Here is a 25,368-nt window from a genome sequence, read left to right on the forward strand (position 1 = left end):
AGTGATCTTTTTCGATTAAGAAAAACGACGATCCAACAAAAATAAAATTTTTCGTTTCGTCAGAAACAAAAGCACTGGATCTTCGACGAATATTTTCTTCAGAATATCGTGGAAGGTTCGTCTTTGAATACAGCAGTGCTGTTCAAAGTTTCAGGCATGACCGGGAAATTATAGCCGCATTGCGGGCAGGGTTCGGCCAGAGCAGCCTGCTCGACCGCAACATCGTAAGCCTTGTCCGAAATGTGCGCGCAGGCAGGGCAAACGCGGATCAATCGGGCATTCTTGTATTCGAAGTTGGTGATGATATCTTCCATGATCGCACCGGTCCGAACCGCCCATTCCTTGGCATGCTTATGGTACGTGTCCATGTGCCAGTCCTTCAGCGCTTCGAAACTGGTCCAGAAGCTCACTTCATTGTACCAGCTCGGATCATCAGGATGCACCCACCAGGTCAGGTGGAGGAAACCTGGAAGTTTCTTCAGCTTTGTCCGCACATCAGCAAAAACCATTTGGAATTTTTTGTAACCGTCCTCGCTGGAGAACCTCACTCTTTGCATGCTCTGATATACAGCCATCTTAATTGCTCCGAAGAAATAAAAAATTCACGCCACCTGACGATTACGAAGCTAATACATTTCGGCTACATGCATTGGACCAGTTTCGAATATTTTAATTGGTCCACATATCCGGTTTCGCGAATTCTGATTATTACAGATTCATTAATGAAAATGTCACTGATATTATTATTCCGGCACCCACAGGCTTTGCCGCCAGCACACGCGAAGTGCTGGCGGCCATTACATGACAAATCCGGAAGGACGTTCAATGGGGACCCCGCCATACGTGCCGTTCGCAAACGATCAGCCCAGCGCGAGCGCCTCACACCGGTTCAATGACATGTCACTATCCGAAGGCGACTGCATGATCTCGATCAGATTACCGTCCGGGTCGCGGCCATAGACTGAGCCATAGGTCTTGCCGTCAAACACGGTCTTGGTGGGCGAACCGTGCACGAAGGGCAGTCCGAGGCCTGAAAGGCGCTCGAATTCAGCGTCGATGTCATCAACGTTGAAGCACAGGTGGGTATAGCCATAGTCATAAGGCCGCAACGGCTCCAGCCGCTTGCCGACGGGGTTCGACCACTGGAACAGTTCGATATAGACGTTGCCGCCCTTCATCGTGACCGTCGTACAAACTGCATCCTTCACGCCGATCACGCGCTCGGCTTCTTCCTGGTAGTCTTCCAGATTGTGCACGAAAACCGGCTCAAACCCGAACGCCTTTTCGTAGAATTCCTGCATCCGCTGCAGGTTGGGCGTGCTGATGTTGATGTGGTGTAAACTCAATGCCATTGCTTGATCCGCCTATTTTTGATTGTCCAATTCGCGACGCAGGCCCTGTATCACCGCGGCACCCACGACTGAGATGATCGAGACCGTGAAGACAACCCGCCCTACCCCGGCCTAGAATGCAGACGCGATCAATGGAGGTTATCGCAATTCGTCCAGACGCTTTGGACCAGTCGATTATTTGGTGGTTGATCCAGTAGGCACCCGATGGCACACGCGCATCCGCCACGCAGCCTTGCGCAACGGTGTGGCGATGCTATCTGCTACCATTAATGATCGAGAAGATCGGAGCCGGTCTATGCGTGCCGACGCAAGGAAAAATTATACCCATGTCCTCTCGGTTGCCCGCGAGGTCCTGACGGAACAGGGCGCGACGGCATCGTTGCGTGACATTGCCCGCAAGGCCGACGTCGGACTTGCTACTTTGTACCGCCATTTCCCTTCGCGCGATGCGCTGGTTGAAACCTTGCTGCGTACCGAGCTCGATGTGCTTACCGATCGCGCCACCGAACTGGAGAAAGAACCCCCGTCCGCAGAATCACTGATCGACTGGTTCAAGGATTCGGTCCGCTACTTTCAGCGCTATCGCGGCGTTACTGACCTTATGGCTGCCGCATACGCGGATCCGCAATCAGCGTTGTTTACATCGTGCTCGCGAGTTCGGGCCGCCGGCAACAGTCTGCTGGCGCGCGCTCAGGCCGTCGGCGTCGCATCAAACGAACTCGATGAAGCCGACCTTTTCGCTCTAATCGCAGCGGCAGGATGGATGAGCGATCAGCCCTCCTTCAATGATCGCGCAGATCACCTCATCGACTTCATCGCACGCGCCATGCTGCGCTAAGCGGTGACCCTAGGTGCTATGGCGCCGCAGCATTTTTAGGGAAATTCCGGATCGAAAGCGCCAAGACGAGAGCGTTGAGCATGCTGGCGGCACAACAGACGATCGCCAGCGCTCGATCGATCTGGTTGGGACCACCCAGAAAGTCCGACGTGAAGCTTACCGCCAGCGGCGACAGGCCGACAAAGAAAAGCGACCCCACCACCGTGCTGATGCCTAGGTTCAAGCCACGCATGTCAGACGGAATGACGATCGTTATCAGCGACAGCGCGCCGGTTGCTATCGAAATCCCGGCAATAAGAAAAATGGTCAACATAACGGCCGTAACCAGCCAATTGCCGGGCAAGGCGTAAAGGCTGAACGGCACGCACAGGCAAGCAACGCCGGTCATCGCCACGATCACGTTACGCGCGCCGCCTCTGCGGTAGAATACATCGACCAGAGTGCCGCCAACCTTGGCCGCGACAATGCCGCCGCCCATTAAGATTGCACCGATGATAAGGCCCACTTCGTCTGCACGCAGGTCGAATTTGCGCAAGAACAGCGGCGCACCCCAGACGAAGACGGCACCGTCGGCTATGAACAGGGTGGCGCGGATGAACTGGAGCGGAATGGCCGTCGCCCGCAAGGCCCACAAGCGGGCCCAGATCGTCCCTTGTGACTGTTCGGCAGCCATCGCGCCAGCATCGCGTTCGGCTTCCGTCGCAGTACCACCACCCGCGATGCTTGCCGCGTGGGCAACCTCAACCGTCCAGTCCTGCTCGAACGCCGTCGGCTCATGCGCAACACCCTGCCCGCGGGGGTCGCGCAGCAGTTTGAGCGAGAAGGCGACCGGGATCAGCACAGCGCCCATTACTAGTAGGCTCAGCCCCCACGGATGCGGGGACACGAAGGGGCCCCTGAGGCCTTGCGTATGGACCAGCAGGAAACCACCGAGAACAAAAGCCAGCGGTGCTCCGCACTGTTCGCCCACACCCAACCATGTCGCCGAACGCCCGCGCGTTGTCTCGGGGGCCAAATCGCTCGAGATGGCATAAACGCCGATGCCTATGATCGGATAAGCGACGCCAAGCAGGCAGCGGCCAACAAGCAGGGCGGCAAAGGTAGTAGAGAACGCCGTGATCGCGGTTGAAACGACCATGCCTATGATGCCAGCAAGCAGTAGCCGAACTCGTGACAAGCGATCAATCAGGATTCCAGCCGGCACAGACATGACTGCTAGCGGTACTGCCAAGGCGAATCCCTGAAGCAAGGCGACCTGCTGATCCGTGAACACCAGATCACGTTGCATGGCTTCCTGAACCGGTCCCATCATGGACCGCGAGAACGCGCCCATCATGTTGATAAACGCCAACAGCAGGATCTGGAAAGCGACCTGGTGCCCCCAGTCTGTCCCACCTTGCGCAGATGGAGAGCCTTGCGCCATCACCTTCCGCCTATGGACCGGTCCGCCCGGAGCAATAGCCGGTCGCCTGCCGTACGCCCGACCTGCACATCAGCCGCCCCCCTGTACCCCTGTTTGGAAACGTGGTCAGCGCGCCTTCCAGGCGCCGGGAGTGGGCATCGTGAACAGGCCGACAGGCGCGTCGATGACCACCTGAATGCAGTTGAACACGCTGGCCGCCGCGGCCAGGAACACTCCCGAAGCCGGCCATTCATCGATCGCGCGACCATTTTCCGAAAAGGCCGGTGCAATGTCGATCGTGGTACGCGTGGAAGGCGCGCCTTCGATTTCGACCACCAACCGCACTTCCTCCGGCAGGCCCGGAAAATCGGGATGGTCGCGCTGAACGGTATAGATGAATTCGAAGTCGATGAACGGCTTGGTTTCGCCGAGCTTGGGAACCGACCAGCGGAAAGTAGCGCCGCACACGGTTCCGGTCTTGATCTCGCCGACGGCAATTTTGAAATCGCGCGTCGCCAGGAACAAATCGTAGCTACCCACCATTTCTCCGAGCTGAACATTGGTATTGCGGGCCAGCAGGTGTAGCCATTCGAGCACGCTCTGCTGGAAATAGCCGCCCTCCTCCATCCAAGGCTCGAACTCTTCTGGCGGCTTGCCCAGGCCCAGCAGTTCCACCATCATGTTGAGATTGGGGTTGGGCGAGAAATCGTCGATCTCGGCCATGTAGATGTGATCGACATCCATCGACATACGTGTCATCGCCGTGCCCAGCCAGGGCACAACGACGTCGGGATTGGCGCCCGCCGCCATGAGTGTCGACCCGCCTTCCCGGCAGGCATCCTCGATCTGCCTGAGATAGTCCGGGCTGCGCAGTTCCGGAACATACCAGGGACCGGTTGACGAAACGACATTCTTGCCGGAGCGCAGCAGATCGAAGACGATTTGGTCGCGTTCCTCGATCGGGCCCTGCCCGGCCGGCGCGTGGACGACGACGTGGGCATCCAGCGCTATCAGTGCGGCGACGTCGTTGGTCGCAAGGATCCCGGTGGTCAGCGCCAAGCCAGCAAGCTCGCCGGCGTCCTTTCCGACTTTTTCCGGGGCATGGACCCAAACCCCGACCAGTTCCATCGCGGGATGTTCGATGATGGCCTTGAGCGTGGAGGCACCAACAGCGCCGGTAGCCCACTGAATAACCTTGATCGTCATGCTTTATTCCTCGATTGCTGGCACTCAGGCCTGGTCGGCGTGGCAACGCGGCCCGCGAACGCCTTGGCTGCCTGTCAACGCGTCCAGGGCGGCGGCGTCAGCAGCGCGTGGCCATAGAAGTCGGCGGCGTAATATTCGGATTGAACGGGGGCCGGACGTGATCCCCAGCCATATTCCATCATGTATCCCGACGGCGACATGCAGTAGAACGAATACTGAAAATCGTTCGAATGCCGGCCGAGATCTAGCACGATCTCGATGCCAGTCTGCTTGGCCATTTCATAAGTGTAGATCACATCATCGATCGAATTGCTTTCGATCATGATGTGATTCATCCGTTTTGTGCCGTTAAAGCCATAAGCAATGACATGCTGGCGCTCGCGGCCAGATGTATGAACGAAAGCCAGTTCACTGATCTTTCCCGGCGCCAGTTCCGCCTTGTATTCGATATCGCCGGGCATACCCAGGACGCGGTAGAATTTCAGGAACCGAGCAATGTCGACGCCCGCCATCTGGATGTGCCCCAGACCGGCATCACCGGTGACGAACTGGCCATACATGCGCCGACCTGGATGGAACGGCTTGTTGAATTCGACCAACGGGCCATGAAAGATCTCAAGTGGATGACCGTCGGGATCCTGCAACTTCATCAGGCGCAGCACCCGTCGCCTTTCCGCCTCGTCGTTGGAACAGATGCGATGGACGATGCCTTCTTCGCCCAGCCGGCTGGCTAATTTCTCGAAAGCATCGTCATCGCTCACACGCAAGCCAATGGCGGTGACGTCATCGACCGGGCCTTCTTCCAGGATGAACCGGTGGTGCCAGAAGTCCATGCGCAGAAACGCTTCAGCTGAATTGCTTCCGTCGACCACTTCCAGTCCCAGGAAATCGCCGGCGAACACACGCCAATGCGCCATGTCCTTCGCGCCCAGCGCGAGATATCCCAGTTCCGTAACACCGTACATCGACCTATTCCCCTGCTTGCGACTATCCTGCAACCCGTTGTCACGCCTGGCGGCGGACAGGCGGCATACGCTGCCACCTGCCCAGGCGCATCCGTCAGATCGACGACGTGCCGCCGTCGACCTTCAATTCCATCCCGTTGACGTAGCTGGAATCATTGCTCGCCAGGAACAAGGCCACCGTGGCAATCTCTTCGGGCACGCCCATCCTACGGCGCGGTATCAGGGATTCGAACGCGGCCTTCATTTCGGGATCGGCCATCACCTCTTCCTGCGTGGGCGTGTACACTTGGCCCGGGCTTAGTACGTTGACGCGGATATTGCGTTCCGCCAGATCGCTGACCCAGTTGCGCGCGAAGGCGTGCAGCGCGGCCTTGCTTCCCGCATAGACCGACCAGCCGGCCCAGCCCTTCACCGAAGCGATCGAGCCGGTCATCAGGATCGAGCCCCCGTCATTGAACAGCGGGATAGCCTTGTTCACGGTGAACAGAGTGCCGCGGGTATTGAGGTTGAACTGCTTGTCGTAGTGCTCCAGCGTGATTTCACCCACTGGACACGGCTCGCCCATCCCGGCGCTGGCATAGAGCACGTCGATCGAGCCCTTTTCGCGTTTGACGATTTCGAAGAGGAGGTCGAGATCCTCAAGGTTGGTGGAATCCGCCTTCACTCCGGTCACGTTGCGACCGATTTCCTTGACCGCAGCGTCGAGCTGATCCTGACGACGCCCCGTGATAAACACATAGGCGCCTTCTTCCACGAACAGCTTCGCACTGGCCAGCGCCATGCCGCTCGTTGCGCCAGTGACGACTGCGACTTTACCTTCGAGTTTACCCACAAATCACCTTTCAATTGGAACCAGAATAACGTCCGCTCATTCGAGCCCAGGAGCAGCGCCGGGCATCCGCAAATGCCGATGCAGCAGTCGTAACCGGCTACGCACCCACCGCGCAGGTCCAGTCTGCCCGACCCCATGGTCCACTATGAGCCTCGCTGTTTCGAAAGGCTGTTCCTCGATCAATTCGAAACAGCTGTACCGCACTTTGCCAACGCCAATTGGACCAATAATCGAATTTCACATTGATCCACGGCGCCCGCATTTCTCAGCGTGCGGTCATGCCGCCGTCGACCGGAAAATTGGCGCCGGTCACGTACCTTGCCCGGTCAGAAACCAGGAATGCGACAACTTCCGCCACGTCATCGGTGCAGCCGACCGCCCCCAGCGGCACGGCCCGGCGCCAATCCTCGTCGCTCATGGGAAATTCCCGCCGCTGGGCGTCGGCGTTCAGAGTTGAGATCGGCCCCGGAGAGACTACGTTAACGCGGATACCGACCGGCCCCAGTTCAACTGCGAGTGTGCGCGAATAATAGTCCAACGCCGCCTTGGCGGCACCATACTGGACCGCGAAAGGGAACGTCATCGTCGCCGAGACGGACGACATGTTGACAATTGCCGCGCTGCCCGACCGCTGGAGCGACGGGAGCATCGCACTGGTCAGGCGGACCGCCGCCATCAGATTGAGCGCCAGACTGTTCTGCCAGGCCTCATCCGGTATGGCCGCGATACCGCCCAGAAAGATCGGCGCGCCACCGGCATTGTTCACCAGGATATCCAACCCTCCCAGAAGCGCCAGCGCTTCATCGGCAACCGTACGAACGCCTTCGGCCGTGCCGACGTCGCCGACGACGAGACGGGCAGCGGCGGGAGTTTCGTCCTTGCCTGCGCGCCCCGCGACGACGACCTGCGCGCCGCCGTCAATCAGGCGTTGCGCGATTTTCGCCCCGATCCCCTGCGTCCCCCCCGTGACCATGGCTCTGCGCCCGGTGAATTCGCTGCCTAAGCTGACCAATTCTGACACTTTGCAACCTTTATAGACGGAGCGGTAACCACGGAGGGCAGCTAACGAGTGATATGCCAGCGCCTTCCCCACACAGTGGTCCACATAAGTGGATCACTGATCCGTTTATGTGGACCACTGTTCCGCTTGTCAAGGGGGCGAAAACGGTATTAGATTGCGTTCACCCACCGATCGGCAGGATTGATCACAAGTCAGCGGGGGCGAATGTAAATGTTGCAGAGCCGCAATGGCCTCGAGTCAAATCGTGTTTCGGTACAAGTTCGAGCAGATGGATGGTCTGCCGTCATTCGCGATTAATCAAGGTACATTGTCATGCAACTTCCCATCACAATCAGCGTTTCGAAGGACAAGTCGCTGCAGCAGCAGATTGTTGACCAAATCCGCGGCCTGATCGAACAGAACGTCCTGCGCCCCGGCGACCAGATACCGTCCAGCCGCGAAATGGCCGAATTGCTCGGGCTGTCCCGACGCACCGTGGTCTTATCCTATGAGCGACTGATTGACGAAGGCTGGATCGAAACGCGTCCCGGCCATGGCACGTTCATTTACAAACAGTTGCCCAGCCAGCGCATCCGCGTCCCCAGCCCTTCCTGCAATCCGAATAGTCCGGCACCCGTTCTCGCACAGATCGATCAACCGGTAGTGGGGATGGGCCTGTTCCAGGCAATGAACGAGCGCCTGCCATATGACTTTCGAATCGGCAGACCCGACGCCGGCCTGTTTCCGCGCAATCATTGGCGCAAGCTGGCGTCCGAATATCTCGACACCTTCACGAAAACCGTCAGCGACTACACCCAGCCCGCGGGCCACCTGCTGTTGCGGGAAGCGATTTCGCACCACTTGCGGATTGCACGGGGGATCGCGTGTCAGCCCGAACAAGTAATCATCACCGCCGGGGCGCAGGAAGGTCTCAATCTCGTCGCGCGGCTGATGTGCATCAACAACCGACCGGTCGTTGTCGAAGATCCCTGTTACGACGGCGCGGCGCAAGCCTTCAGCAGCTTAGGAGGCCAGTTGGTCCCAGTCCCGGTAGCGCCCGATGGCATCGACACTGACCAGTTGCCGGAAAACGGCGCGCGCATCGCCTACGTCACGCCCTCGCATCAATTTCCGCTGGGCGTGACGATGGCGAACGAACGCCGCGCGGCGCTCATCGCTTGGGCGCGCAAGACCGGCACGCTGCTGGTCGAAGACGATTACGACAGTGATTTCAGGCACAACTCCGTCCCTATCATGGCTCTGCAGGCGATGGGTCCGGAATGCGCCGTCTATCTGGGCACTTTCTCCAAATCGATCGGTCCGGGCCTTCGTCTTGGCTATGCGGTCTTTCCCGAGCATCTTGCCAGCTCCGCGACCGCCGTCAAATCGATCCTGAACAACGGTCACCCCTGGCTCGAACAATCGATCATGGCCCAGTTCATCAGTTCGGGCGCGTTCGAGCAGCATCTGGGACGCATGCGCAAAAACTACCTCGATCGCCGCAATGCCGTAATTACCGGGCTGGCCGAAGCCTTCCCCGGAACTAAGACGAGCGGCTACGAAGGGGGAATGCACCTGGTCTGGACAACGCTGGCGGAATGGGAACCCGCGCTGGATCTCCAGATGAAAGCGCGCAAGCTTGGTGTCGGCATATACAGCCTGGCCGGCGGTCCAACCCGCGAGATCGTGCGGCGCCCAGATCACGACCGTCTGCTGATGCTCGGTTACGCCTGCCTGACGCCCGACAAGATCAGAAATGCGATCACGCTCTTAAAGCGCCTAATTCACGAACCGGCCAGTCTCTCCGCCCCTATGGTCAATGGCTGATCCGGACAGCCGGACTGGTCCAATGCCCCTCGATGCATTGTTGCATCGCCTTTTTTGGAAAGTTCTCGCGTTTACGTCGGCCTAGGGGCCGCTTCACCGGTCCAGCAGAGAGGCCGCTGCGTGGTTGACACCGACATATGCGAAGGTCATTGATGCAGCCAGTGTGCTCCCCGGTCCGGGGTACGTATCAACAAACAAGGAACCTGTGGTGTTGCCCGTCGCGTAGAGCCCCTTGATCGGCGCGCCCGCTCTATCCAGCACACGCGCGCACTCGTCGACTTTGAGGCCACCCTTAGTACCCAGATCGCCCAATTCCACCCTGATCGCATAAAAGGGCGCCTTGTCGATCGGACCGAGATTGCAATTCGGACCATGGCGCTTATCGCCGAATGCTTGGTCGTAGATGAAGTCGCCGCGCCCGAAATCGAGATCTTTGCCGGTTCGGGCGTAGTCGTTCATCGTCTGCACGCTTTGGTTCAAAGCCTCAGCGTCAATTTCGATCTTGCGCGCGAGATCTTCAATCGTGTCCGCCCGGTAAAGAATATTGTCGATATATTCCTTCGGCAGCCAAGTATCCGGGTACAGCCAACCAGGCAGCAGGCTGCTCAGGTTATACTTGTGCCGGTACCGCGCATCGAAAATCATCCAGCACGGCAGGTTCGCGCCGGTCTTCTCGTGATCCGCGATCATGGCGTGACCGAAACGGTCGTAGGAACAGGCTTCGTTAACGAAACGCCGTCCCAGCCGGTTCACGCACATCGCCCCGGGGCGGGCTCTCTCGAAGATTAGTTGCCCGGCCGGCTCGCTCATGTTGTTGTGCGCCGGAAGGCGCAATGATGGGCACCACCAGGAATGCCCCATGTTTTCGATGGCCGCACCGATCGCCTGGCCAGCGCGGATGGCATCTCCCGTATTGCCGCCAGGCGGGGTCAGCGAGTTCGCGGTTTCGGTGCGGACGGGGAGAAACGCATCGCGCATGGCCTGGTTCTGATCGAAGCCGCCAGCCGCCAGCATTACCACTGGAGCGGCAATCATACGCTCGTTGCCGTTATGGCTTACACGCACGCCCGCGATACCGGTGTCGGACTCTTCCAGTGACACGAGCCTAGTATTGAGCAGGAGAGGAATGTTGCGTTCCTGCATCGCCTTGCGCATGTAGCCGATGAATGCGGCGCCCATCGACAGACGGCTGTCACGCTTGGTCTTTAAGCGCCAGGGCCAATCCAGCCAGTAGCCCACCACCAGCTTGAATGCCGCACGAATCCAGCCCTTGCTTCGATTCATCAGCGGGCCCAACGCATCAATGCTCAGATGGTAACGGCCTGCCACATAGAATCCGGGGTAGGCCAAGCGCATGCGGTGGAATTCGTCACCCAGTGGCTTGGCTACATAGTCGCGAGGGGACAGTTGCCGCCCCGTCATCGCCCCCTCAAACTCGGAAAAATAGTCTGGTCCACCTTCTAGCATGAACAACTGCGCGCCAAGCGACATCGCGAATTCCGACATGATAGGCGCCATCTCGATGAAGACCTGGAATTTCCTTTCATCGCCCTGCCCGCGCGTGATCGCGCGCAGGTAAGTCAGCGCCTTGGCCGGAGTGTCGGTACATTTCAGCCAGCGATGGTTGGGAATCCAGATTCCGCCGCCGGAAAACACCGAAGTGCCGCCATAATGCGACGCCTTCTCGATCAGGACAACCTTGAGGCCAAGCTCGTGCCCGCGCAGCGCAGCCATCATTCCGGCAAGCCCGGATCCGACCACGACCATGTCCGCGGAAGTTATTTCCGCCACACCGATCTCCTTGTTGCTTTCGCCACCGTCGGACGCCGCGCAGTTGCCCTTGCAACCTTTCGATATTCTGGCTGGGACGATGCCCGACATCATCCAAGCCGTTTGCGCTAAGCCGCCAGTCCCCGTTCGCGCGCCATGGTCAACGCGGTATCCTCGATCATGTCCTCCTGACCACCGATCATCTTTTTCGCGGCGAGTTCCATCAGGATGTCACGGGCAGGCACGCCGTACTTGGCAGCGCAGTCCTTCGCGAGGTAAAGGAACGTCGAATAGACGCCGGCATAACCCAGAGTAATCGCATCGCGATCGGCCCGCGGCGGCTGGGGCATGATCGGCAGCACCCGGTCCTGCGCCACATCCATCAGACCGAACACATCGACACCGGTGATGATACCCATGCGTTCCCCGACGGCAGCGAACAGTTCCAGCGGGGTATTGCCGGCCCCGGCACCAAGCCCTGCCGCGGAACCATCGATCCGGTTGGCCCCCGCCGCCACCGCCGCGAGCGAATTGGCAACCCCCATGCCGAGGTTGTGGTGACCGTGGAAACCGATCTCGGTTTCCGGCTGTAGCCCGGCGCGAAGGGCAGCGATCCGCTCGGTCACTTCCTCCGGCAGCATGTAGCCCGCACTGTCCGTGCAGTAAACGGTGGTCGCACCATAGCCCTCCATCAGCAGCGCTTGCTCGACCATAGTTTCAACCGTGGTCATATGCGCCATCATCAGGAACCCGACAGTATCAAGGCCCAGCTTGCGGCCAAGTCCGATATGTTGTTCGGTCACGTCGGCTTCCGTACAGTGCGAGGCCACGTGGACACAGCCGGCGCCGCAATCGGCGGCCATGCGCAATTCGTCGAGCGTGCCGATGCCGGGCACGTGAAGCACCGAGACGACGGCATTCTTCATACGAGACGCGACTGCGGTAATATATTCGCTGTCGCTGTGCAGACCGCGACCGTAATTGAGCGAGGAACCGCCCAGACCATCGCCGTGGGTGACCTGCAGTAACGGCACGCCGGCGGCGTCGAGGCCAGTCGCAATATCGATCATCTGCGAAATTGTGATCTGGTGCCGCATCGAATGCATGCCATCGCGCAGACACATGTCATGCAGTTTAATCGGGCGGCCGCTGACTTGGACTTTGTCGGTCATCAGACTGTTTCCTCTCTTGTCGGTTCTAGTGTCAGTTCGCCACTCAGGATTTCCTGTGCGAACATCTCGGCGGTCCGAACCGCAGCCGAGGTCATGATGTCGAGGTTGCCAGCATATTTCGGCAGGAAATCGCCCAGCCCCTCCACTTCGAGAAAGACAGAAACCTTGCGTCCATCGAACAACGGGCCGTTCTTGAGACGATAGCCCGGGACATATTTCTGCACTTGCGTTACCATGTCATGGATCGACCGCGTGATCGCGTCTCTGTCGGGCTCGCTTTCTGTCTCACAATAAATGGTGTCGCGCATCATCAGCGGCGGTTCCGCAGGATTGATGACGTTGATGGCCTTGCCAATCTTGGCCCCGCCCACGGCCGCCACCGCGCCTGAGGTTGTACGGGTGAATTCATCGATATTCTTGCGGGTGCCGGGGCCGACCGACTTCGACGCTACTGTCGCGATTATTTCCGCGTATTCGACCGCTTGCACCCGGCTAACAGCATAGACCATCGGAATCGTCGCCTGCCCGCCGCAGGTGACCATGTTGACGTTCATCACTTTCTTGCCGACCAGCTGGCCAAGGTTCGCGGGCGGCACGCAATAGGGACCGATCGCCGCCGGCGTCAGGTCGATCATCAGAACGCCAAGGGCATTGAGCTTGCGACTGTTTTCCGCATGGACATATGCCGAGGTTGCGTCGAATGCGATCTGGATGCCGTCTTCAAGGACGTGAGGCACCAGCCCGTCGACACCTAACTCGGTGGTCTTAAGACCCATTTCGCGCGCTCGCGCCAGTCCGGCCGATGTCGGATCGACACCGACCATCCATACCGGCTCAAGCAATTCGGACCGCAGCAACTTGTACAACAAGTCAGTCCCGATGTTGCCGGGGCCGATGATCGCACACTTTATCTTGCTCATTGCAAAGTTCCATCAACTATGGTCCGACGCGGCACGATATTGTGCCGGCGCGACCGATTTTGTGGCTATTCGAACCTGACCGAGCAGGTGCCGATGCCTCCCACCCGCATGTGCAGGCTGTCGCCCGGCCCGATTGCCATTAGTGGCCCCAGTGAGCCGGACAGAATGACTTCGCCGGCAAGCAGAGGCATGCCCAGCTTGCCCAGCGTATCGGCAAGCCAGGCGACTGCATTGAGGGGCGACCCCTGCACCGCGGCACCAACCCCGGTCGACGCGAGTTCGCCGTTCTTCATTGCGATCATCCCGACCAAGTCGAGTTCGATGTCCCGTGGATCGACCTTGCTGTCCCCCAGCACGAAGACCCCGCACGAAGCGTTGTCCGCCACCGTATCGAGGATCTTGATATCCCAGCGTTCGATTCGGCTATCGACGATCTCGAAGCAGGGGCAAACGTAATCGGTCGCATTCAGAACGTCCTCCGGCGTTATGCCGGGCCCTTTGAGATCGGATTTCAGGACAAATGCGATTTCGGCTTCGGCCTGCGGCTGGATAAGCGTGTCCAACGCGATAACCGCATCATCGCTTAAAGCCATTCCCGAAGTCAGGAGCCCGAAATCGGGTTCGAACACGCCGATCGCATCCTGCACCGCTTTCGAGGTAACCCCGATTTTCTTGCCGACAACGGTTTCGCCCGCCTCAACCCGCCGCTCAATCATGCGTCCGGCGATGTGATAGGCATCCACAATTGTCATACCTGGAACGCGCGCGCGCAGCGGCGGAATCGTCGAGCCACTGACAAAGGCTTCGTAGAGCGCATCGCCGTGAAATCGTATTATTTCTGGATCGATCGTCATCGTTGACCTCGCAGGAAATTTGCGTATCGGCTGGCCATCCGGGCTAGTCCCCGATCCAGAACGCGTGGAAATCCGATGCCGTCGATCCCAGATGCATGATGGTCTGAACGAGCTTTTGGTGGATCGGATGCGGCACCCAGGCGCGGCCGGACTCGAAACTGTCGAACGTCATGACCATACCGTAGTTGAACGCCTTTTTCGGCCCTTCCCAATCGACTGCCAACGCGCGCGGGCCATGATCCAGCGTTAGCACGCCGGGAATAGTGAACTGCTCGTCAAGCGCGGTCACGAGTGACTTCATGGCGCTTTCGTCGTCAGGGTTCTTAAGAACCCAAAACACCGCCAGGCGCGCCTGCCCCTGAATTTTTTTCATTACTTCAGACCTTTATCTATTTTACCCGGCCTGGCCGACGGCGATTTGCGATCGCGATCAACAATCCAGCCAGTACCAGCGCACTTCGCCGTCACCGACGTAGAAGATCGTTCCGATCAGTTGCTGGTGGAGCGGGTGGGAAGGATAAGCACGAACCGACTGGAGATCGGCGAAACGCACGATCATCGCATAGTCGAAATCCTTGTCCGGGCCTTCCCAGTCGACGGCCGCGATGCGCGGGCCATGCTCGACCGCGACGACTCCGGGTATATCGATCTGAGCCTCGATAGCACCCGAGAGCTCAGCGGCGTGGGCCTCGGTGTTATCCTCGTTTAGCTTCCAGCACGCCACCGCAGTGTGTGCAGCTTGCAAAGGTGTCGTAGTCATGCCGAAACTCCTTCTTGAATTGGTTGGACCTGGCAGTCGCAGCTATGCGGCGAGTGTGAGAGCGGCACCGTCGCTGCGCGGATCGGCGCCGGCCTCGATGGTTTGACCGTCGATGAGAATGGCGTGGGCATGCCCCATCATCTCGTCGTGCTTGGGCACAGCCTTGACGGTATGGCCGAACTCGGCGATTTGGCGGATCACCTTGCCGCCGTAGTCTTCCTCGATATGCAACTGATTATCGGCATCGCCGGGATAGATCTGGCCGCTAAGCACGCGCGGTGCCGCAACGGCGGCGGCAGGACTGTCGCCGGCGAGTACGCGCAACAGCACCTGCACGGTGGTCTGCGGCTGCCCTTCGCCGCCCATCGAACCGAAGACAAGCCAGGGCTTGCCCTTCTTCAGTGCCATCGAGGCCATCAGCGTATGCACCGGACGCTTGCCCGGCGCGACGACGTTCGCGTGGCTCTTGTCGAGCGAGAAATAGGACCCCCGATTGGCCATGACCACACCGGTTCCCGCTGGCACGAAACATGAGCCGAACGGATGATACAGGCTCTGGATCACAGAACAGGCATTGCCCCAGCGGTCGGCGGTGCAAAGGTAGACGGTATCGCCTTCCATCGGCCTCGACGAAGCTGGCTCGAAAGCTTCGGCCTGTTCGGCCAGCATGCGCGCATGATCGAGGCTGCTGAGCATGTCGACGGGCACAGGCACATGGGCGGGATCGGCGACATAAGTGTTGCGATCACGATAGGCGAGACTCTTCGCTTCCAGAAAAGCCCGCAGTTGCGCTGTCGTGCCCGGCGCCGCTCGCCCGCCCTCGATCAGAGAAAGCAGGTTGAGAATCCCGATCGCAGCGATGCCTTGGCTGTTTGGCGGCGTGGTGAGGACATCCAGACCATCGAAACGGGTGCGAACCGGCTCCACCCACAACGAGGCATGGGCTTTGAGATCATCCGCGGTAAGGATGCCGCCGGCTTCGGCGACACCCTTACCGATCTGCGCCGCAAGGTCGCCAGTGTAGAAATCCGCCAGTCCGGCATCGGCAAGGCGGTCAATGGCATCGGCCAGCGCGGGCTGGCGGAAGACGGCGCGTGTCGCCAGCAGTGCACCATCAGCCGTGAAGGAGGACGCAAGTGTTGGATCGGCCGGCAGCAGATCGGCGACCTTGTCCATCCACCCCCGAATCTTCGGCGTGATTTCCACACCGGAGCGCGCCACTTGCGCGGCCGGCCGCAACAGTTCGGCGACCGGCATGGTTCCAAAGCGGCTGGTGGCGTCCAGCCAACCGGCTGCAACCCCCGGAACGGCAAGCGATAGCGGCCCCTTGACCGGGATCTGCGCCAGCCCACGCCGCGCAAATTCCTCCGGCGTGGCGGCGCGCGGGGCGCCGCCGGAACCGTTCAGGCAATGAACGCGCCCCGTCGCAGCTTCATGATAGAGTATCCAGATGTCCCCACCTACTCCGCACATGTGAGGATAGCAGCTCCACAACATAGCATTGGTGGCCAACGCCGCATCCAACGCGTTGCCGCCCGAAGCCAGGACATCCCGTCCGGCCTGGCTTGCGCGCCAATGGGGCGATGCCACGGCGCTATTGGAAGCTGCGGCAACCGACTTGCTCGTCGTCCTTGTCTGGTCCACCTTCACCGCCATTACAGTTCCGCCGCGAACAGCACGGTCTGCTGCACGAAATCGTCTAGCCGCTCGAGTTGCACCCAGTGCCCGCAATTCCCGAATGTGTGCAATTGCGACGTCTTGATCGCGCGGTGGACGCGCATGGCCAGTTCCACAGGCAAAACACGATCGTCGCGGCCATGCAGGATCAGCGTCGGCGTGGTAATTGCGCCAAGTTCCTCTTCCGGTGTCGTGCGGAACACCTTCTCACCCTGGTCGTTCTCGACAACCGGCACCGGGTGCGGGTTTTTCTTGGCTTCCGGATCGATACTCTGCGCATGACGACGCTTGAGCATTTCTGGAGTCAATTGGGCCGGATCAAAGGGAAATATCCGCAAGATCTCTTGCAGCTTCTCGATCGAGCCGTCGTAGACGGAGGCCAGCTTGTGCGCCTCGCTCATCGGCACGTCGCCGGCGGCCGAACCCATCAGGACCATGCCGGAGACCCGTGCGGGATCGCGCAGCGATGCTGCCATCGCCACCATGCCACCGAAAGAATTGCCAACCAGCGGCACGGCAGCCAGATTCAAGGCATCCATGAACGCAAACAGGTGGCCAACCCAAAAATCCATGTCGTACTGACCATCGGCCTTGCGCTCGGTCGATCCAAAGCCGGGGATGTCGATGGCAATAACGCGGCGATAGCGCGCCATGACGGGAAGCACTTGGGCCCAGTTTTCCCAAGCCGAGACGCCCGGTCCCGAACCATGCAGAAGGATAATCGGATCGCCCTCGCCAAGCTCGATATAATGCGTGCGCAATCCGCCTGCGACCACGCTGAGACCCGCAACGGGATCTGCCGGGTCGAAACTTTTTGCCTGATCCATCGTGTTGAACTCCGAAATATCTCGTTTGAACGTGTGGTATTGTTGGCGAGCCGGTGTCTGGTGCTAGAGTTCGGCAACCCAACCGACCCGCATGCCCGCATCGCACTCGAGGTGTCCCGCCTCGTCCTTGAGGGCGAGGGAGTTCGCTTCGGCATCGATCGCGCCGACAAACTCCTCCCAGGCATTGAAGGTGTGGTATTCGTAAAAATCATAAAGCGCGCCGCCAAATCCAAGCGCGAGGGCAACCAGCCTTGTCAGACGGGTATCGGCAAGGATCGCCTCAAAGCGTTGGCAGCTCTTTTCGAAGTAGGGAAACATCCAGACGCTGTGTTCCTCGAGCCACCACTTGCGCAGGGCCGCCTGGTCGATCGCCCGGTTGCGGCGCGTACCGCACACCACCGCGAACGGGCTGGATGGGCTCTTGTCGACAAGCAGGAACGCATCGCCGACGACAACCGTGCTGCGGCCGCGCACGATGACATCGTCCAGCCCCGCTTTCGCTTCGGCAAGCGTACGCAATAAGCTATCGGGCGCTTGTGGTGCATCGAGCCGCAAGTCAACGACGCCATCGATCCGCGCATCCTGGCAACGCCCCCAGACGCCGTCCTCGAACGGATCGTGATCGCCATGAATACCGACCCGAACCGTTGCCCCTAAACTTGCGCCGATGCGGTTGGCGAAAGCCGTGAGCACGGCGGTGAAGGACTCCACCTGGACCAGCGGCTTTCTGGACAGCATCAGGCCGACGCCGAACTTCGGTGTCATGTCCTGATGAGACCGATACATCTCTCCAGTCGGATTCACGGCGCTGTTCATCCGTCGGCGTTTCAGGCCGGGTTCGGCCATTGGGCGACGAGTTCGAACACGCCGGTCTGGTAAACCGGATCGAGCAGGAACGAGCCGACTGGCGGCGAGGCAATGGATTCGCCAGGGACGAACTTGCCGGTGCGGTGGCCTTCCATGCCGATCCGTACCAGCTTGGCGATGTCGCGCTTAATGTCGTCGCTGTCGAATTCGCAGATCGCCATGTTCTGCGGCAGATCGCCCATCAGGCGCGGCAACTGGACCTTGCTGGGCCGGTAGAAGCTGCAGGCGATCAGGCCGGGCGAGGTCGTCATTTCCTCGACGTGGGGCGGCCACCAGGCGTCGACCACCGGCTTTGCCTCTTCCGATGTCGGGGAGCCGAAAACCATCATGATGTGCTTGCGCGCGGGCGGCAGCGGAGGCAGCCCCTCGCCTAGCGGCTCATTGCCGTGATTCTCCGGAAACTCGCAGTCGAGTTCATAGACGCACGACTGGAACGTAGGGTGCAGCTCGAATGCTTCGGGCCGCGGCGGCGGAATCCGCTTTGCCAAGCTAGCTGCCCACAACGTCCTGAAATTGCCGGCCAGATCGTCGGTCTCGAACTCATAGAGTGCCATGGTCTTCGGCAGCTTCACCGTCAAGCGCGGCATCTGCGCGATGGCGGGCTTGAACAACTGGGCCGAGATCAGCCCCGGCAGCGTGCACATCTCGATGAGATGGGTCTTGTACCAGGCGGCAACTTCATCTTCGTACTCATCGGAGGTTGCCCCTCCGTAAACCATGTAGACTGTCTTGGCGCTCATGAGATTGAACTCCTCGGCGTGATTGTAGGCTTATGAGCGCCTCGCCGGGCACTCAGTCGAATTCAGGCGGGCATTTTGAGATGAAGGCTTTCGCTTTCAGGGATCATGCCGATCTCGATGAGGTTGCCATCGGGATCGTGCCCATAGACCGAAGCGTTGGCGCCGAAATGCAGCGGCATCGGATGCACGAATGTCATGCCCAGTGCCGAAAGCCGCTCGTACTCCGCATCGATGTCCGTCACATCGACCATGAAATGGGTATAGCCGCGGTCATAGGCCTTGGCGGGCTCCAGCTTGTCACCCTTCGGGGTCTGCCACTCGAACAGTTCGATCAAGCAGTTGGCAGTGCGCATCATCAATATCCGGGCTTTCGCGTCCGGCACGCCAACGACGAGCGTGGCCACTTCGAAATCCTCCAGCCGAACCTCCTCGCCCACAGCTTCAAAGCCGAACGCGGCCTCATAGAAGGCACGCAGGCGATCAAGATTGCCGGTATGGATGCCGATGTGATGAATGCCGCGGATCATGCCGCTTCGCCCGTTCGACTTTCACTGCGCAAGGAAGCCTCCATTAGACATCTTTCGCTGTTCATCGCTTCATCTCCAATCTGTCGGCAACACGCGGGGCCCCTCAGCTATGCCTCGAGCAAGCCAAGGCGCGTTGCGATGTGATGCATTTCCCCTGACGGGCTATGCGGAACGATGTGCTCCCGCGTGCGCGTGATGCGAGCAATATTGGCGGCGACATCCTCAAGCTCGGGCAGGACGCCCGCCCCCGGAACCGCCCAACCATGTGTAAGTCCCAGAAAAACGCGCCCATACCAGCCGGCGCCCGCCGCCAGTACCATACCGGTCTGACTGCACTGGGAAGAGCACAGGTACTGAACCAGAGGGCTGATCGCGGCGACCGACTTGTAAGGGGCCAACGCAGCATCAGGATCGGATTTTTCATAGGCGATTTCCGGAATCGGGTTGGCATCTTGCGTCATAGTCGAGCCGCCGGCCTGGGGATTGATCATGTTTACAAGGATGCCGTGCTCCTTGCCCTCGGCGGCCAGCGCCCGCGTCATACCGACTAGCCCGGCCTTCGCCGTGGCATATTCGCTATAGCCCTGCTCGGGATACACGCCGCCCGCCGAACCGGTCATAACGATCCTGCCATAGCCCTTGGCCTGCATGATTGCCCAGGCCGGCTGCGTGACGCAGAACGCCCCTTTTAGGTGGACCGCCAGAACGTCTTCGAAATGCGAGAGCGGCATTGTCGCGAAGAGGCCAGCGTGGACGTTGCCGGCATTATTGACAAGAATGTCGAGCGTACCAAAATGCGTCAGCGCCGCCGCGACGATCGCCAATCCACCCTCCGGCGTGGCCACCGAATGATACGATGCAACCGCCTTGCCACCCGCAGCCACGATATCCGACACAACAGCATCCGCGCAAGCTGAGTCGATGTCGTTGACGATGACCGACGCACCGCGACGAGCGAGGTCGATCGCATACCCGCGCCCAAGGTTCCGCCCGGCGCCTGTTACGATCGCAACCTGACCTTTGAAATCAATCAGCGACATGACCTGCCCCCCTCGAAACCAAAATACCGGAGGATTTACCCGGCAATAGCGGCACGGCGTGAATCGAAGTCGCCAACAGAAGCCTCGCCAACGGGCGGCGATTTTCCGCGAGAAGACCTACTTCCGCGCCGATTTGATATGTAACCGGATTCACCCGCTGTGCTTGCACCAATCGGGGAAATTGCAATTGGTCCAGAGCGCTTTCCAATGCGCCGGGGCACAAGCCCAACAGCGGTTTTCAGCTCGCTGCGCGGATCGAGTGTGTAACCTGCACGCCCAGGCTATCCTTGGCTTGTTAAGTTCCGAGTCGCTTCAATTCTTCCAATTCGCGCCCCGCGCCGTCCCGCCTATCCCCGGATTGAACATGTTCGATGGATCGAGCGCACGGTAGTGATTAGCCAGATCCGGCTTCGCCGCGTAGAGGTGGCCAACATTATGCTCCGCAGGATATTCCGCACCGCGCCGGTCCAGGATCTCCAGCATTTCGCGTTCCAGCGCCAATGGGTCCGCACCCTTCCTGACGATATAGTCCTGATGAAAGACGTGGCAGAAAAAGTGGCCGTAATAGAGCTTATGGACAAGCTTGTCCGTAATGCTGTCCGGCAGCATCTCGAACCAGTCACGATCGTTGCGCCGCAAGGCAATGTCCAAAGCGATGATGTCCTCGACCGTGCGGTGATGGATCGCACGGTATCGGATCGCCGCCCCCGCCACTGCAAAGCGGTGCAGGAAGGCCTTGGCGGCTTCCTTCTGCGAACAGGCGAAGAAGTCTCCATCGGCGCTGGGAAAGGCGCGCTCGAGATAGGCCTGCGCCTCTGCCACGCCATTGCCGCCCATCTTCAGGATCAGATGATGTTCGAACTTGTCCCTGAAAGCACGCAGCCGGGTGGGCAGATGATCGCCAAAACACCGACCCGCCGCCTGCATGAAGCTGTCACTGGCATGGCGCAGCCCCCCCGGGGCCTTGCGCATCCATGCATCGAGGCGCGCCTTGGCGCCGAACAACCTGGGCAAACGCGCGGTTCCCAGTCGCTCGATGGCGATCACGGTATCCTTACCATAGCGCGCAGCAAGGTCGAAGGCCTCGCGATGCATATATTCGCCAGCGACCGGCAGACATTCGAAATCCTTGAGGATATCGCGCCGGATCCTGGCCAACTCAGCCGTATTGTTAGTACCGATATAAAAGGTCTGCGTGTCTGTCTCGGCGGGAAACGTGTCGAGTCGCACTGCAAGAACGGCCACCTTGCCGGCACTGCCTGATGCTTCGTAGAGCCGGCTCGGATCGGCGTTGAAACGGGCCGGGGTTGGTTCCTCGACTTGGCGCACATGCTCGCAATATCGATGGTCCGAAGCATGACGGACCTCATCGGTTGAGACATCGTTGCTGGAAAAGTCCCCCTTCTCGACGCGACGCAATATCTCCTCGGGCCCATCGCCCAGCCTGATGCCCAGATGATTGACCAGTTGCAGGCGGCCTTGCGCATCGACTTGGGCGAACAGAGCGAGTTCGGTATAGGCAGGCCCGCGCTGGACCAGTGCTCCCCCGGAATTATTGCAGACGCCACCCAACACGGATGCGCCGATGCAGGAAGACCCGATGACGGAATGCGGCTCCCGGTCGAACGGCTTGAGTACTGATTCCAGTTCGAACAGGGTGGATCCAGGCATGCACAGGACCTGCTGGCCACCGTCGATCGGATGAATTCCCTTTATCCTCAGCGTGTTGATGAGAACCACTTCGCGATCATAGCTGCCATCGGGGGTAGACCCGCCAGTCAGCCCGGTATTGGCCGACTGGATGATGACGATAACCCCGGCATTCACGCAAGCCTTCAACACCCTCCACAACTCGACCAGATTAGCTGGCCTGACGACCGCGAGCACCGATCCCTCGCCATAACGATAGCCGGTCGTGAAGCGTCTAGCGCGGCTCTTCTTTGTAATAACCGAACGCGAGCCGACGATGGCTCGCAAGTCGTCAACAACACCGGGCAACTGCGGTTTGAGTGGCATACTGTGCGTCCTATCCCAGAATCCAATTAGTGCATGGACCTTCTGAATCGTACATACTGGTTCTTTCGGCATGGCCAAGCATCGGCTTCAGTTCGTTCCGGCCTGATTACTGTGTCGCGCCAATGTCGATTTGACCGATCGCGCATATTGCTTTGGGTCCATTGAGCATTGGCGATTGACCACTGCTCCGGCCAGCAAATAGGCGCTCATGCGGGCGCCCCGGCACCATCCAGGTGCTCAGCCCTTGATGACGGCAAACGGAAGAACATGATATGGCCAAACTGATACATACGATGATCCGGGTTCTTGAAGAAGATCGGTCCGTTGCCTTTTACAAGACTGCGCTCGGTCTTGATGTCGCCGACCGCTTCGCCTTCGACAGTTTCACCTTGGTTTATCTGCGCAACGCGCAGAACGACGTGGAAATCGAGCTGACGATCAACCTCGACCGCGCCGAACCCTATGACCTTGGCGACGGCTACGGTCATGTCGCTGTCGCCGTAGAGGACCTGGATGCTGAGCATGCCCGCATGGAGGCTTCCGGGATAGCTCCCGCACCGATCAAGGAATTTTTCCGCGACGGATCGCTGATGGCGCGCTTCTTCTTCATTCAAGACCCCGATGGCTACAAGATCGAGATCCTGCAGCGCCACGGTCGCTACGTCTAAACGCACCGGACGCGGATCTCGCATCTTGGGGCCAGATGACCGGCGCATCTGGCCCCAAGATGCCGCGAGTGGCGATTCGGTAGTGGCCCGTAATGAACAGCAGACCGGTCAGAGGAACGCAGCGACCAGTCCGAGATTGAGCGCCACCAGTATCGCGAGCATGGTTATGATCCCGAAATCGGTGGCCAGCTTCATCAGGAGCGGCGCTTCGCGCAGTTCCATAAACTCGAACGCAACCAGCCGGACCTTGATGAAGGCCAGGACCAGCACCGCGACGCCGGCCATGCGCGGATCGCCAGCCCTGAAGTGATATGGAAGAAGCGGCGCGCCGTGCTTCGACAGAGTCGGCGCTGGTCGATTGCATGGAGCCGAAGTCGTCCGCAAGGCCATCGTCGAATCCATGCGGGAGCTGCCAGAGAAACTCCGTCAGTCGCTAACGTGGGACCAAGGTGCCGAGATGACCCAGCACGCAACGCTCCGGGTCGACAGCGGGCTGGAAATCTACTTCTGCGATCCGCAAAGCCCGTGACAGCGTGGCTCAAATGAAAACACCAACGGTCTCCTCCGCCAGTACTTCCCGAAAGGCACCGATCTCAGCCGGCACTCGACAGGGGAGCTCGAAGCAGTTGCTCACGCCACGAACGCGCGACCACGAAAGACGCTCGGATGGAAGACCCCTGCAGAAGTCCTCGACCAGTTCCTCGCTCCGCAGTATGAAGCAGGTGTTGCGACGACCGGTTGAATCCGCAGAGTAGTCGCCGACCCACCTTTCAAGTCGGGGGCACAGCGCCTATTCTGCGCGTCCTGATTGGCGGAATGCCTGAGGACGTCGAAGTACTACTTGCGCTCGCACTACCGCAGTCCTGCAAAATGGCTGCCACCTTTGGCGACGAGTGGAAATTCCGGAATGGCGAGGCAGATTTTGCAAGGTGGGACACGCCCCCCGCCCTACTCTTTGCACCGACCGCGCAAACCTTCCGACCAGAAACTACACCAAGTGAGAGCGGTGACGTCGCAAGCCTTTCCGATCTCACGTTGAGATTGCCTGATCACCGTTGAACACCAGGCTCGCCATCTCCTTCGACGCGCAGACTATAGCGGCGAGCAAGGAACGCGCAAACGATCAGCTGAATCTGGTGGAAGATCATCAGCGGCAACACAATCATACTCACCGCCGAGCCTGTGAACAGCACGCTGGCCATCGGCAGGCCGCTGGCCAGCGACTTCTTGGAGCCGCAAAACTGCAGGACGATCTCGTTCTCAATTGACATTTTCATCAATCTACGGCCGACAAAACCCGTAATCATCAAGGCAGCCGTCAGCAAGGTGGAAAGGATAATGGTCAGGACCACGAGGTCTGATAGGTATATTTGGTGCCAGATTCCCGCGATCACACCCTTCGAAAAGGCGGTATAGATGATCATTAGGATCGAGCCGCGATCGACATAGCCGAGCCAGCGTTTGTTCTTGGCAATTAAATTGCCGATAATGGGACGTGCCAGTTGTCCTGCCAGAAATGGCGCCAGTAGTTGCAGCAGGATGTCCTCGAAGACATTGAAGTTCAGCGCCGCGCCGCCTGTCTGAAGCAGCCAGCCGGCCAACATCGGGCTGATGAACACGCCAAGGATGTTGGATCCGGAAGCTGCGCAAAGAGCCGCTGCCACGTTGCCGCGGGCAATCGCGGTAAAGGCGATTGAGGACTGGACGGTCGAAGGCATCAGGCAAAGAAAAACAATACCGGTCACCAGCATCCGCGGGAGGCTGGCCGGCGCGATCGCGGCGACACCGACTCCCAATAGAGGAAACACCACGAAGGTGCTGGCTAGTACTGCAACGTGCAGTCGCCATTGAGCAATTCCGCTTACCGCCGCCTGCGGCGACAATCGGGCGCCATAGAGGAAGAAGAGCAGGATGATACCACCATCCGCGACATCTCCAGCCACTTGCGCGCCAAAGCCATGCGCCGGGAAAAGTGCAGCTATCGCGACGGTGGTCAGCATCAAGGCAATGTACGGATCGCATATGCGGAGAATTCTGCTCATAAAAGCGTTGTCGGACAAAACTCCTTGATTGGGAATTACGATAATCATAATATTAGTCATCGTAAA

General features: G+C 59.4%; 25 protein-coding genes and 1 pseudogene. 4 read left to right on the forward strand and 22 right to left on the reverse strand.

Annotation, left to right across the window (positions count from 1 at the left end):
• Positions 1 to 98 precede the first annotated feature (98 nt).
• Both PP1Y_RS22145 and PP1Y_RS22150 read right to left on the reverse strand, forming a co-directional pair.
• Positions 99 to 575: an antibiotic biosynthesis monooxygenase gene (locus PP1Y_RS22145; RefSeq protein ID WP_013834170.1), complete on the reverse strand. Its 477-nt coding sequence runs from the start codon at positions 573 to 575 to the stop codon at positions 99 to 101.
• Positions 576 to 860: 285 nt separating this feature from the next.
• A complete protein-coding gene (locus tag PP1Y_RS22150) occupies positions 861 to 1,352 on the reverse strand; it encodes a VOC family protein (RefSeq protein WP_013834172.1) in 492 nt (163 codons plus the stop codon).
• Positions 1,353 to 1,647: 295 nt separating this feature from the next.
• On the opposite strand from PP1Y_RS22150, the gene PP1Y_RS22155 reads away from it, so the two are divergent.
• On the forward strand, positions 1,648 to 2,190 hold the full coding sequence (locus PP1Y_RS22155; protein ID WP_013834173.1) for a TetR/AcrR family transcriptional regulator: 543 nt from the start codon (positions 1,648 to 1,650) through the stop codon (positions 2,188 to 2,190).
• Between the two features lie 16 nt (positions 2,191 to 2,206).
• On the opposite strand, the gene PP1Y_RS22160 is transcribed toward PP1Y_RS22155, so the two are convergent.
• The 5 genes from PP1Y_RS22160 to PP1Y_RS22180 form a co-directional block, all read right to left on the reverse strand.
• Positions 2,207 to 3,613 (reverse strand): MFS transporter, encoded by a 1,407-nt coding sequence (locus tag PP1Y_RS22160; RefSeq protein ID WP_013834174.1) that lies wholly within the window; start codon positions 3,611 to 3,613, stop codon positions 2,207 to 2,209.
• Positions 3,614 to 3,718: 105 nt separating this feature from the next.
• Positions 3,719 to 4,798 carry a dihydrodipicolinate reductase gene (locus tag PP1Y_RS24805; RefSeq protein WP_013834175.1) on the reverse strand — a complete coding sequence of 360 codons (1,080 nt, stop codon included), beginning with the start codon at positions 4,796 to 4,798 and terminating at the stop codon, positions 3,719 to 3,721.
• A 74-nt stretch (positions 4,799 to 4,872) separates the two neighbouring features.
• Positions 4,873 to 5,763 carry a VOC family protein gene (locus PP1Y_RS22170; protein WP_013834176.1) on the reverse strand — a complete coding sequence of 297 codons (891 nt, stop codon included), beginning with the start codon at positions 5,761 to 5,763 and terminating at the stop codon, positions 4,873 to 4,875.
• A gap of 94 nt (positions 5,764 to 5,857) precedes the next feature.
• Complete coding sequence (locus PP1Y_RS22175) at positions 5,858 to 6,595, reverse strand: SDR family NAD(P)-dependent oxidoreductase (RefSeq protein WP_013834177.1); 738 nt, start codon at positions 6,593 to 6,595, stop codon at positions 5,858 to 5,860.
• A gap of 265 nt (positions 6,596 to 6,860) precedes the next feature.
• Positions 6,861 to 7,568 carry an oxidoreductase gene (locus tag PP1Y_RS22180; RefSeq protein WP_065762423.1) on the reverse strand — a complete coding sequence of 236 codons (708 nt, stop codon included), beginning with the start codon at positions 7,566 to 7,568 and terminating at the stop codon, positions 6,861 to 6,863.
• Between the two features lie 360 nt (positions 7,569 to 7,928).
• Between PP1Y_RS22180 and PP1Y_RS22185 the strand changes: the two genes are divergently transcribed.
• Complete coding sequence (locus PP1Y_RS22185) at positions 7,929 to 9,422, forward strand: PLP-dependent aminotransferase family protein (RefSeq protein ID WP_013834179.1); 1,494 nt, start codon at positions 7,929 to 7,931, stop codon at positions 9,420 to 9,422.
• 93 nt (positions 9,423 to 9,515) lie between these two features.
• Here the strand turns inward: PP1Y_RS22185 and PP1Y_RS22190 are convergent, their stop codons facing one another.
• The 13 genes from PP1Y_RS22190 to dld all read right to left on the reverse strand — a co-directional run bounded on the left by PP1Y_RS22190 (position 9,516) and on the right by dld (position 22,592).
• The gene (locus tag PP1Y_RS22190) at positions 9,516 to 11,306 is read right to left on the reverse strand and encodes an FAD-dependent oxidoreductase (RefSeq protein WP_051010093.1); all 1,791 of its coding nucleotides are present in this window, start codon (positions 11,304 to 11,306) and stop codon (positions 9,516 to 9,518) included.
• Positions 11,307 to 11,320: 14 nt separating this feature from the next.
• A complete protein-coding gene (dmpG, locus tag PP1Y_RS22195) occupies positions 11,321 to 12,364 on the reverse strand; it encodes a 4-hydroxy-2-oxovalerate aldolase (RefSeq protein ID WP_013834181.1) in 1,044 nt (347 codons plus the stop codon).
• The gene (locus PP1Y_RS22200; RefSeq protein ID WP_013834182.1) at positions 12,364 to 13,284 is read right to left on the reverse strand and encodes an acetaldehyde dehydrogenase (acetylating); all 921 of its coding nucleotides are present in this window, start codon (positions 13,282 to 13,284) and stop codon (positions 12,364 to 12,366) included. The genes dmpG and PP1Y_RS22200 overlap by 1 nt, the downstream gene beginning before the upstream one ends.
• Positions 13,285 to 13,349: 65 nt before the next feature.
• The gene (locus PP1Y_RS22205) at positions 13,350 to 14,138 is read right to left on the reverse strand and encodes a fumarylacetoacetate hydrolase family protein (RefSeq protein WP_013834183.1); all 789 of its coding nucleotides are present in this window, start codon (positions 14,136 to 14,138) and stop codon (positions 13,350 to 13,352) included.
• Positions 14,139 to 14,181: 43 nt separating this feature from the next.
• A complete protein-coding gene (locus PP1Y_RS22210; protein WP_013834184.1) occupies positions 14,182 to 14,511 on the reverse strand; it encodes a Dabb family protein in 330 nt (109 codons plus the stop codon).
• Positions 14,512 to 14,568: 57 nt separating this feature from the next.
• Positions 14,569 to 14,898 (reverse strand): Dabb family protein, encoded by a 330-nt coding sequence (locus PP1Y_RS22215; protein WP_013834185.1) that lies wholly within the window; start codon positions 14,896 to 14,898, stop codon positions 14,569 to 14,571.
• A gap of 42 nt (positions 14,899 to 14,940) precedes the next feature.
• Positions 14,941 to 16,542, reverse strand: coding sequence for a gamma-glutamyltransferase family protein (locus tag PP1Y_RS22220; RefSeq protein ID WP_158511871.1), 1,602 nt, complete (start codon positions 16,540 to 16,542; stop codon positions 14,941 to 14,943).
• A gap of 11 nt (positions 16,543 to 16,553) precedes the next feature.
• The gene (locus PP1Y_RS22225; protein ID WP_013834187.1) at positions 16,554 to 17,402 is read right to left on the reverse strand and encodes an alpha/beta fold hydrolase; all 849 of its coding nucleotides are present in this window, start codon (positions 17,400 to 17,402) and stop codon (positions 16,554 to 16,556) included.
• A 63-nt stretch (positions 17,403 to 17,465) separates the two neighbouring features.
• Positions 17,466 to 18,248, reverse strand: coding sequence for a hypothetical protein (locus PP1Y_RS22230; protein ID WP_013834188.1), 783 nt, complete (start codon positions 18,246 to 18,248; stop codon positions 17,466 to 17,468).
• Entirely contained in the window at positions 18,230 to 19,009 is a 780-nt protein-coding gene (locus PP1Y_RS22235) for a hypothetical protein (RefSeq protein ID WP_013834189.1), read from the reverse strand. Before PP1Y_RS22235 ends, PP1Y_RS22230 begins: the two co-directional genes overlap by 19 nt.
• Positions 19,010 to 19,071: 62 nt before the next feature.
• The gene (locus PP1Y_RS22240) at positions 19,072 to 19,536 is read right to left on the reverse strand and encodes a VOC family protein (protein ID WP_013834190.1); all 465 of its coding nucleotides are present in this window, start codon (positions 19,534 to 19,536) and stop codon (positions 19,072 to 19,074) included.
• Between the two features lie 107 nt (positions 19,537 to 19,643).
• Positions 19,644 to 20,576: an SDR family NAD(P)-dependent oxidoreductase gene (locus tag PP1Y_RS22245; RefSeq protein WP_013834191.1), complete on the reverse strand. Its 933-nt coding sequence runs from the start codon at positions 20,574 to 20,576 to the stop codon at positions 19,644 to 19,646.
• A 312-nt stretch (positions 20,577 to 20,888) separates the two neighbouring features.
• Positions 20,889 to 22,592: a D-lactate dehydrogenase gene (dld, locus tag PP1Y_RS22250; RefSeq protein ID WP_013834192.1), complete on the reverse strand. Its 1,704-nt coding sequence runs from the start codon at positions 22,590 to 22,592 to the stop codon at positions 20,889 to 20,891.
• A gap of 272 nt (positions 22,593 to 22,864) precedes the next feature.
• Here dld and PP1Y_RS22255 point away from each other — a divergent pair, with 272 nt between their 5' ends.
• A complete protein-coding gene (locus PP1Y_RS22255) occupies positions 22,865 to 23,260 on the forward strand; it encodes a VOC family protein (RefSeq protein WP_013834193.1) in 396 nt (131 codons plus the stop codon).
• 108 nt (positions 23,261 to 23,368) lie between these two features.
• Here the strand turns inward: PP1Y_RS22255 and PP1Y_RS26060 are convergent, their stop codons facing one another.
• The gene (locus PP1Y_RS26060) at positions 23,369 to 23,545 is read right to left on the reverse strand and encodes a cytochrome C oxidase subunit IV family protein (protein ID WP_158511872.1); all 177 of its coding nucleotides are present in this window, start codon (positions 23,543 to 23,545) and stop codon (positions 23,369 to 23,371) included.
• Between the two features lie 76 nt (positions 23,546 to 23,621).
• Here PP1Y_RS26060 and PP1Y_RS26430 point away from each other — a divergent pair.
• Positions 23,622 to 24,002 (forward strand): annotated as a pseudogene (locus PP1Y_RS26430) (IS30 family transposase); the annotation flags it as partial.
• 307 nt (positions 24,003 to 24,309) lie between these two features.
• Here PP1Y_RS26430 and PP1Y_RS22265 read toward each other — a convergent pair.
• A complete protein-coding gene (locus tag PP1Y_RS22265; RefSeq protein WP_013834195.1) occupies positions 24,310 to 25,302 on the reverse strand; it encodes a bile acid:sodium symporter family protein in 993 nt (330 codons plus the stop codon).
• Between the last annotated feature and the right edge of the window lie 66 nt (positions 25,303 to 25,368).

Origin of the sequence: Novosphingobium sp. PP1Y, from assembly GCF_000253255.1 — a bacterium.
GTDB lineage: Bacteria > Pseudomonadota > Alphaproteobacteria > Sphingomonadales > Sphingomonadaceae > Novosphingobium.